Origin of the sequence: uncultured Thiothrix sp. (assembly GCF_937876535.1) — a bacterium.
GTDB lineage: Bacteria > Pseudomonadota > Gammaproteobacteria > Thiotrichales > Thiotrichaceae > Thiolinea.
Genome location: NZ_CALFHZ010000001.1, coordinates 1 through 8,450, shown reverse-complemented (window position 1 = coordinate 8,450; position 8,450 = coordinate 1). Strand labels below are relative to the sequence as shown.

Below are 8,450 nucleotides of genomic sequence, written 5' to 3'. Positions count from 1 at the left end.
TTAAGCGCTTGACCCGCCACTCCATCGGTTGATCGCGCCACAGCATTTCCGCACAAGCCGCTAGTTGAAATTGACTCATAAGTTTAAGTTCCTAATCGACTGGTTTAAATGGCTTGGGGTTTGAAGTCACTGGCTGCGATGGGCATGACTTTTTGTAATAAGGCGACTGATTTTTCTAAGCCTTCGAGGGAGTTCAATAATACGTCCTCATGCTCAATCGAGAGCCAGCCATCATAACCGCCCATTTTTAAGCGATAGCAGAACTGCCGCCACCATTCCTCACCATGCCCAAAACCGAGCGTGATATACGACCAACTGCGCGCTGGAATATCCATCAAACTGCCATTTTCGAGTAGCGAGGTGGTGGCCTGCACTGGGGCGTTTAAAAAAGTGTCTTTGGCGTGTACATGTTGCACCGCTGTACCCAAAGCTTCCGCTGCAATTAAAGGATCAGCGCCCATCCAAAATAGATGCGAAGGATCGAGATTCGCGCCAACCACCGTCCCCACTTCATTGCGCAATTTGAACAGGGATGGGACGTTATACACACATTGATTGCCATGCAGCTCAAGTGCAATTTGCTCGACACCACATGCTTTGGCGAGCGCTACGGTTTCTGTCCAAAAAGGAAATAACACCGTTTCCCATTGATAGCGCAAGATAGTTTGCGTTTCGGGCGGCCATGAAGCCACCACCCAATTCGGCATTTGGTCGTGAGGGTTGCCTGCGGGTAAGCCAGACATAGTGCAGACTTTTTTAATGCCCATTTCACCCGCCACGCGAATCGTGTCATGCAGGCACATACCTTGCTTTTTATCGGTGGGGTGCAAGGGATTGCCATTCGCATTCAGGCTAATGATTTCCAAATTGCGCTCACGAAACGCTTGTAGAAACTGATTGCGTGCTTGAGCGCTGGCTTTCATCTCGGCTAAATTAAAATGTGGTGCCGTCGACCAGCCGCCGGTATTCACTTCAATGCCCGATACACCCATACGCTCAGCGTTTATCAGCAGCTCATTAAAACTCATGCCACCGAGGCTGTCGGAAACAAAACCCAATTTCATCGCTTAAGTCCTTTGATAGAGTGCAGGTTGTGCGGCAAGTTCGAGGCTAACTTTCTGGCTAGTTTGTAGGGAGTGCACACCCGCTTCTGCAACCAGACTCGCGCAATACCCATCCCACGCATTCGAGGCAATCGGCGACATCACGCCCGTTTCCACAAACTTAAGCCACGCTTTATTCTGCAAGCGATAGGCTTCAGCAAAGCGCGGGCGCCAATCGAATGCATAGCGCTCAAACGCTTTTAAGCCCAGATTCAAGCGTGTGCTGACTGGCGCATTTAAGAATACCGAGCCTTTTTCCCCAACCAATTCACTGCGTACGTCATAGCCGTACATAGCGTTATTATTGATCTCGATATTTACCAATTGTCCGGTCGTAGTTTCCAATACCATGAACACGGGCGCGCCGGTTTTGCTGGTATCGACACAGCTTGGTTGAAACACCGAAATCGAGCAGTAATCGCAATCGAGCATAAAACGTGCGACATCAAATTCATGTGGCGCTGAGTTAGTAATCGCCATTTGCCCCGTGAAATTGGCGGGCGCGGAAATATTGCGATGAAAGTTATGCATCATCAAGGCTTGACCGAGTAAGCCTTGGTTTAAAGCGTCTTTCATGTCGCGGTAACTCTTATCAAAACGGCGCATGAAGCCCAGTTGGATAAACTGGCGTCCGGCTTTTACTTCCGCTTCAATCAGTTGTAAACATTCGCTGGAACTGGGTGCGAGGGGCTTTTCACAGAGGACAGGTTTACCAAGTTCGAGGGCGGCTAAGCATAAAGCGGCGTGGGTGTTATCGGGGCTAGCGATCATCACTGCATCGACATCTGCACGCGCAATCGTGGCGCAGGGATCGCTAGACACATCTAGCGCCCCACATTCATCAGCGACTACACGGGCACGTTCGGCAGAGGCATCGCAGACCACTTGTAAGACTGCTTTAGGCAAGTCGTTGGCGACAATATGCGCATGATCCGCTCCCATAATCCCTGTGCCAATTACGGCAATCCTAATTGTCATTGTTTTCTTCCTTGCTAATGAGTCGTGACGGTAGCAGAGGCGTTGGGCGCTTTAAGATGCTGAATTTCCGCTTCTAACTCGGCCATATGTTCACCACCTGCCATCAAATCGGTAATTTCTTCACGGGTTTTTTCACCTTTGCGGAAATCGGCGGCTTTAGCACCACGAATCAGTACCGCAAAGTGATCACCTACCGTTAAGGCATGTACTACATTGTGGGTGATGAAAATCACCGCAATGCCTTTTTGGCGTGCTTGCAAGACAATTCGCAATACATGGGCGGCTTCTTTCACGCCTAAGGCAGCGGTCGGTTCATCCAAAATCAGCACGCGTGCGCCAAAATAAACTGCACGCGCAATGGCTAGGGATTGGCGTTCGCCGCCGGATAACCCGCCAATCAAACGGTCGCCATCATCAATGCGCGTAATGCCGAATTCCTGTACTGCATTCACCGCGATTTCATTGGCTTTTTTGCGGTCGTAAATGGTGAAAGGCCCCCATTTGCGCGTGGGTTCAACGCCGACGAAGAACGAGCGCCCAATACTCATTAAAGGGAAAGTGCCACCGAACTGATGCACAGTGGAGATGCCACGATTGCTGGCATCGCGTGGACTGCTAAAGGTGACGGGCGTGCCATCCATTAGCACTGTACCGGAGGTGGGATTAAACACGCCCGCCAAGGTTTTAATCAGGGTTGATTTGCCTGCGCCATTGTCGCCGAGCAAACATAAGACTTCGCCGCTGTGTACTCGTAAAGAGATATTATGCAGTACATCAATCAGGCCAAAGGATTTGCACACATCGCGCATTTCGAGAATAGGTGGTTTTTCCATGACTTAAGCCCTCACTTCTTTTTCGGGGCATAGCTCAAAGCCATGCGACGGAAGGTGTTGTTCATTAAGACGGCTAACAACAACATAATGCCAATGATCAAGCTCGACCAATTGCGGTCAAAGGTAGTGAAGTAAATGCCTTGATTAACGACTGCGAAAGTGAGTGTGCCGAAGAAAATCCCGACAATAGAGCCGAAGCCGCCCGTTAAAAGAACGCCACCCACTACCACGGAAATGATTGAGTTAAAGATAAAAGTCATGCCTGCAGAAACTTGGGCGGAATTAAAGAGAATGGCTTGGCACATGCCGACAAATGCAGCGCTGGTAGAAGACAGTACAAATAAGGTAATCGTGAGTTTTTCGGTGGGGATACCGGCATTGCGGGCGCTAATCTTGTCGCCACCCATCGCGAAAATCCAATTGCCATAACGGGTGAAATGCACCACGAAAATATAGACAGCAGTAATCGCAAGCCACCAGAAAATAATCACTTGGAAGGTGCCGCCGACAAATTGCCCGAAGATGAATTTCGCCCACGGTGCAGCAGTAAGTGCCACACTCGTGGTCCCAGTGATAATGACCGATAAACCTAAGACGATGCCTTGCACCGCAAATAAAGTGCCTAAGGTGACAATTAAGGAGGGAACAGCCGTGCGAATGACTAAATAGCCATTGATTAGGCCAATAATCACGCCAAAGCTCAATGCACCCAGAATGCCCACCCAAATCGGCAGACCATAATGTCCTGAAAGAATTGCCACGGTCATCGAACCGGCTGGAATCATCGCGCCAATGGAAATATCCAACTCGCCTGCAATCATTAATAAGCCAATCGGTAGGGCGATAATGCCAAGGCTGGCAGCGACATTCAGCCAGCTAGCCGCACCAGAGGGTTTGAGGAACTCCATGCTACCGAAAATCACGAAGAAGATCAGTACACCGAGCAAACCAAGAAAGGCGCCAGCCTCAGGCCGACGCAATAAACCGCTAATCGATAGCGACGAGGAGGAACTAGACATAGTGGCATTCTCTTCCTGAGGGTGGAGAGTGACCTCCTCCTAAATGCAGAGGAGTTCACGAGTAAAAGAAACCAAGCGCCATTTAACGTGCGCCTTTTTTCACTCCTGCAAGGGTTGCATCAATATTGCTAGCATCCACAATTCCAGGACCCGTTAATACAGGGGCTGTGGGGAGCTTATTGCCAAAGTCAATGTAGGCATTGAGCATGAGAACGCCCAGTAATGATTGTAAATAGGGTTGTTGATCAATAGCGAACAGTTGCTTGCCATTTTTAATCCGGTCAAGGTTGGCTTCGTTGAAATCGAAAGTGCCGAGTTTGACGGTTTCGCTGGCATTGGCTTGGCCAATCCCAATCGCTGCACTGTCTGCATCACCGGCTGAAATGGTGATTAAGCCATCGATAGTTTTATCACCGACTAAGGTGGCTTTAATGGCTTCAGCAACGGCCGTGGGATCACCAAAGCTGGTAGCGGGTAGCGGTAATTGTTTGCCTTTCCCCCCTTTGCCAGTAATTCCTTCAATCACACCTTTGCAACGGGCTTCCAGATTGGCTGCACCCGGTACGGTATTCACACACAGCACATTTTTCTGCCCTTTAGCCGCAAAGTATTCACCGCCTGCTTTACCTGCTAAATATTCATCCGAACCTACGTAGTTAATCGCCCCTAACTCATTGGCTTTCTCAATCGTACCGGCATTAATCATAATGACCTTAATGCCTGCTGCAACGGCGGCTTTGATGGCTTCGTCTTCCGCTTCGGGAACCCAATTCGGTACGACAATACCTTGTACTTTTTGACTCATCGCAGTACGCACTAATTGCGCTGCATCAGGCCCTAGATTGTCATAGGATTGCAATTGCAAGTAATTCACCTTGCCGCCATTGGCCTCCACAATCAAGCGAGCATCGTCAATGCCTTTTTTGATTTTGTTCCAGAAAGCATCATCGGTTTTACCGCCTACCACAGCGATATTCGCAGCTAGCACCGAGCTAGCACTGAACGCTAAGGTCAAACTCAGTGCCAGACGGCTCAGGCCTTGGATCAAGTTACTCATATGGTCTCCTCCTAGTGGTACAGATGACTGGCTATGGTGCAGCCGCAGGCAGTGGCCTTTGGATAAACCAGCTTGGGTCAGATTGTTGCCGATTCATGCCCGGAATGATTTCCTGCCAAGCAGCCCAAATCGTGGGGTAGGGGGGCGGGCATTGCCCCTTAATTAATTCATGCAGTTCAGGTAAGCGGTAATAAGGCACCATCGGGAACATATGGTGCTCAATGTGATAATTCATATTGGAATACAAGAAGTTAAATACCGGATTCATCAGAATCGTGCGGGTATTCAAGCGATGATCGTGCACATCTTCCGCCAAACAAGTGTGCTGACTCATATTAAACAGTTGGCTAAAAAATCCGCCATAAAAGCGCGGCAAGCCTACCAGCATTAAAGGTAGAAGGCTGTGAGTGATAAAGCATAAAGCCACCGTGCTGACTAGAATCAGCAAATACACCCGTGCTGCCCAGAATACTTTGGGCACTTCGCTTTCAGGCACAAAATGTTTGCCTGCTTCGGTTAATTGACCGCTAGCATGACGGACTAACATCTTCAATAAACGCCAGCCATCGGCAATAAAAAAGAAATCAGAATAAATCGCCAAACGTTTCGGTGGACGCGGTGCACCAATTTCAGGGTCTTTGCCCACTACTAAAGTATGGGTGTGATGACGGGTATGGCTCCAGCGATAATAAAATCCTTCACGCAAAGTCATGAAAGCACAAAGATGATAGAAAATGTCATTTAGCTGGCGGTTTTTGAAAGGTGTGCCGTGCGAGAGTTCATGATGACGATGATCGGCAGCGGAATATAAGACCCCATACACGAAAAAGGCTGGAACGGCCCACCAAGTCCCCCAAGTGGCTACTCCCAAAGCGCCCGCTGCGATTAATAAAGTCAGCCATAAAGCAAAACTACGAAGGGCAATGACATCATCACGCTTAATTAACTGTTTGAAAATCTTGCGATCTAGTTGTGCTGAAAACCATTCCGCTTCCACTTCATCTTCAAATTTATCTTCCGTGAGACTGGTGGTATCAGCTTGAGCCTTGCCTTTTAGACTGTAATCTTTCCATTGTGTGGGCTTCATAAAAACCTCCTCCTGACTTGCATCTACTATGACATTATGGCTTGATATACATCAAGACAGTTGAATGTTTTAGTTTCATATATTCCAAAATTTGAAATAAATAAATGAGAGTATTTGATAGATTTAGGGGGATTTATGACCAGACCCACCATTCAGGATTTAGCCTTAGCTGCAGGTGTGAGCGTATCCACGGTTGATCGGGTATTAAGTGGACGCAATCCCGTGCGCCAAGCTACAGCTGAGCGTGTGATGCAGGCTGCTGAAGAGATTGGTTTTTATGCTACCAATGCCATTCGTCACCGCCTGCTAGCCAATAAACAAAAACGCCGTTTTGGTTTTTTACTCTTACAGCGGTATCGCAATTTTTATCGCAATACGGCCGAAAGCTTGCTCCAAGCTGCGCGCGCTTATGAGGATGTGAGTATTCAGATCGAAACGATATTCATGGAGTCACTCACACCCAGTGCAGTAGCTGAGCAGATTTTAGCCTTAGGCAACAAAGTCGATGCGCTGGGTTTGGTCGCGGCTGAGCATCCTTTGGTAACGCGTGCGCTGGAGCAGTTACGCGAGCGCGGTGTGCCGAGTTTTGCCTTGGTAAGTAGCTTGAGTGTGGAAAATGGTATTGGTTACATTGGCTTAGACAATTGGAAAGTCGGGCGCACCGCCGCGTGGGCGTTTGCGAATTTATGCCCACAAGGTGGCAAGATTGGCATTATGCTTGGCAGTCATCGCTTTCGTTGCCAAGAATTGAATGAAATCGGTTTCCGCTCATATTTCCGCGAACACCATTCCAATTTCCAACTTTTAGAGGCGATGAGCAGTGCGGAAAGTAAGCATTTAGCCGCTGAATTAGTCATGGATTTGCTAGAGCGCGAGCCGGATTTGACCGGCTTATTCATTACTGGCGGCGGGATTAATGGTGCAATGGCGGCTCTACGTGATATGGGGCGCGCGCAGGATTTGGTGGTAGTTGGCTATGAGTTAATGGATGAAACCCGCATTGGCTTATTGGATGGCACCTTGAATTTAGTGATTTCCCATCCTTTGCCGCGTATGGCGGAATTGACGATTCAAGCGATGCTAGCTGCCACGGCTGAAGGCATTGATCGTAGCAAAGTCAGTCTGCCTTCGCTAAAAGTGCCATTTGAGATTTATACACCAGAGAATCTTTAAGTTTGGAAAGTAGCAATAGCTAATACTCAGGCGCCTTGCAAATGCTGCTTTAAGGATAGAGCATGCCATTATGAGGTGGCTCATTTAAACTAAGCTCAGTCAAAACTTCCACCGAGCCTGTTTATGAAGACTTTAACCCAGCTTGCCAAGGCTTTAAGTATCTTAGGTTTAAGCGCAATATTAGCGGCTTGTACGACCAAAACCAGTGAAAATACCCAGCGCTCGATTAAAGATTTCCCCCAAGGCGAGCAAATGCGCGTAGAGATGACGCAAGTGCATCAAGAGCAAGTGGGGATGCTGTCAAAGGTGGTCTATCAAACCAAAGATCGGTATCAATATCAGCTGAGTTTTACGCCTAATGATATTGAATGGCAAAACGGCGATGGTGAGCCTAAGCAATTATTGGTGTGTGCGGATGGTAACGCTTATTTGCACTTCGTCAATCAGATACCGAATCCGTTTTATAGCACTCCACCTACTAACCCTGCCGAACCTGTGCCAGAGCCAGCAAAGATAGAAAATCCTGAAACTCAATCTGTGGTACAACCCTACTTTATTTTAAAAAATCAGTATGTGAGGTGGGTAGATAAACGCTATTTCTTCAAATTTTTGGGTGAATCGTATTGGGCGGATGTGAGTCAAGATGAGTATAAAAATAAGGTGGCTCAGTGTAAGGCATATGAAGTGCCGAATGATGGGTATTATCAAGCAGCTGTGGAGTAAAAGGCTAAGCCGTCGCTGTTAGTGGCGACGGCTTGGCCACCAGTTAATTAAGACGTTTTAAGGGTTTGCTGATGAAACACTAGGAGCATTCCAAGCAAAATAATCACCATACCAAGCATAGCCAGTCCGCTTAAAGCATTACCTAGAATGAGATAGTCCAGTAACACGCTGTCAATTAATGGTATGTCGTTCGCTAAGTCGGTATGCTCAAAAAACTCTTGCTGTTGTAACTTATCTAAAGCATTGGATTAAAATTCTCCAAATTACTACCTAATCCTATACAAATTCCTTTTTTAGAATTATTATTCCATTTATATTAATTTTGAACTAAATATTCTATTTAGAGCCACATAGCACTACCTGAGGATGTAAGGATGAAAACGGTCGGCCACATCATTAATGGCGAATTACGCGAGGACACGGGTCGTACCCAACCGGTGTACAACCCCTCCACTGGCGAGGTGAGCAAACAGGTAG

At 47.8% G+C, this 8,450-nt stretch carries 8 protein-coding genes; 2 read left to right on the top strand and 6 right to left on the bottom strand.

Going from position 1 to position 8,450, the window contains the following annotated elements; translation table 11 throughout:
- Positions 1-104: 104 nt before the first annotated feature.
- The 6 genes from Q0230_RS00040 to Q0230_RS00015 all read right to left on the bottom strand — a co-directional run bounded on the left by Q0230_RS00040 (position 105) and on the right by Q0230_RS00015 (position 6,077).
- On the bottom strand, positions 105-1,064 hold the full coding sequence (locus Q0230_RS00040; RefSeq protein ID WP_298606870.1) for a sugar phosphate isomerase/epimerase: 960 nt from the start codon (positions 1,062-1,064) through the stop codon (positions 105-107).
- Positions 1,065-1,067: 3 nt separating this feature from the next.
- A complete protein-coding gene (locus tag Q0230_RS00035) occupies positions 1,068-2,081 on the bottom strand; it encodes a Gfo/Idh/MocA family oxidoreductase (RefSeq protein WP_298606869.1) in 1,014 nt (337 codons plus the stop codon).
- Positions 2,082-2,095: 14 nt separating this feature from the next.
- Positions 2,096-2,914 (bottom strand): ATP-binding cassette domain-containing protein, encoded by an 819-nt coding sequence (locus tag Q0230_RS00030; protein WP_298606868.1) that lies wholly within the window; start codon positions 2,912-2,914, stop codon positions 2,096-2,098.
- 11 nt (positions 2,915-2,925) lie between these two features.
- Complete coding sequence (locus Q0230_RS00025; protein WP_298606867.1) at positions 2,926-3,933, bottom strand: ABC transporter permease; 1,008 nt, start codon at positions 3,931-3,933, stop codon at positions 2,926-2,928.
- Between the two features lie 82 nt (positions 3,934-4,015).
- Entirely contained in the window at positions 4,016-4,990 is a 975-nt protein-coding gene (locus Q0230_RS00020; RefSeq protein ID WP_298606866.1) for a sugar ABC transporter substrate-binding protein, read from the bottom strand.
- Between the two features lie 31 nt (positions 4,991-5,021).
- The gene (locus Q0230_RS00015; protein WP_298606865.1) at positions 5,022-6,077 is read right to left on the bottom strand and encodes a fatty acid desaturase; all 1,056 of its coding nucleotides are present in this window, start codon (positions 6,075-6,077) and stop codon (positions 5,022-5,024) included.
- Between the two features lie 135 nt (positions 6,078-6,212).
- Between Q0230_RS00015 and Q0230_RS00010 the strand changes: the two genes are divergently transcribed.
- Both Q0230_RS00010 and Q0230_RS00005 read left to right on the top strand, forming a co-directional pair.
- Positions 6,213-7,250: a substrate-binding domain-containing protein gene (locus Q0230_RS00010; RefSeq protein WP_298606864.1), complete on the top strand. Its 1,038-nt coding sequence runs from the start codon at positions 6,213-6,215 to the stop codon at positions 7,248-7,250.
- A gap of 123 nt (positions 7,251-7,373) precedes the next feature.
- Entirely contained in the window at positions 7,374-7,973 is a 600-nt protein-coding gene (locus Q0230_RS00005) for a hypothetical protein (protein ID WP_298606863.1), read from the top strand.
- The last annotated feature ends 477 nt before the right edge of the window (positions 7,974-8,450 follow it).

Bases quoted from the DNA above. Each gene is read 5' to 3' on its own strand.
- Q0230_RS00040 (WP_298606870.1), bottom strand. From the start codon at position 1,064: ATGAAATTGGGTTTTGTTTCCGACAGCCTCGGTGGCATGAGTTTTAAT.
- Q0230_RS00035 (WP_298606869.1), bottom strand. From the start codon at position 2,081: ATGACAATTAGGATTGCCGTAATTGGCACAGGGATTATGGGAGCGGAT.
- Q0230_RS00030 (WP_298606868.1), bottom strand. From the start codon at position 2,914: ATGGAAAAACCACCTATTCTCGAAATGCGCGATGTGTGCAAATCCTTT.
- Q0230_RS00025 (WP_298606867.1), bottom strand. From the start codon at position 3,933: ATGTCTAGTTCCTCCTCGTCGCTATCGATTAGCGGTTTATTGCGTCGG.
- Q0230_RS00020 (WP_298606866.1), bottom strand. From the start codon at position 4,990: ATGAGTAACTTGATCCAAGGCCTGAGCCGTCTGGCACTGAGTTTGACC.
- Q0230_RS00015 (WP_298606865.1), bottom strand. From the start codon at position 6,077: ATGAAGCCCACACAATGGAAAGATTACAGTCTAAAAGGCAAGGCTCAA.
- Q0230_RS00010 (WP_298606864.1), top strand. From the start codon at position 6,213: ATGACCAGACCCACCATTCAGGATTTAGCCTTAGCTGCAGGTGTGAGC.
- Q0230_RS00005 (WP_298606863.1), top strand. From the start codon at position 7,374: ATGAAGACTTTAACCCAGCTTGCCAAGGCTTTAAGTATCTTAGGTTTA.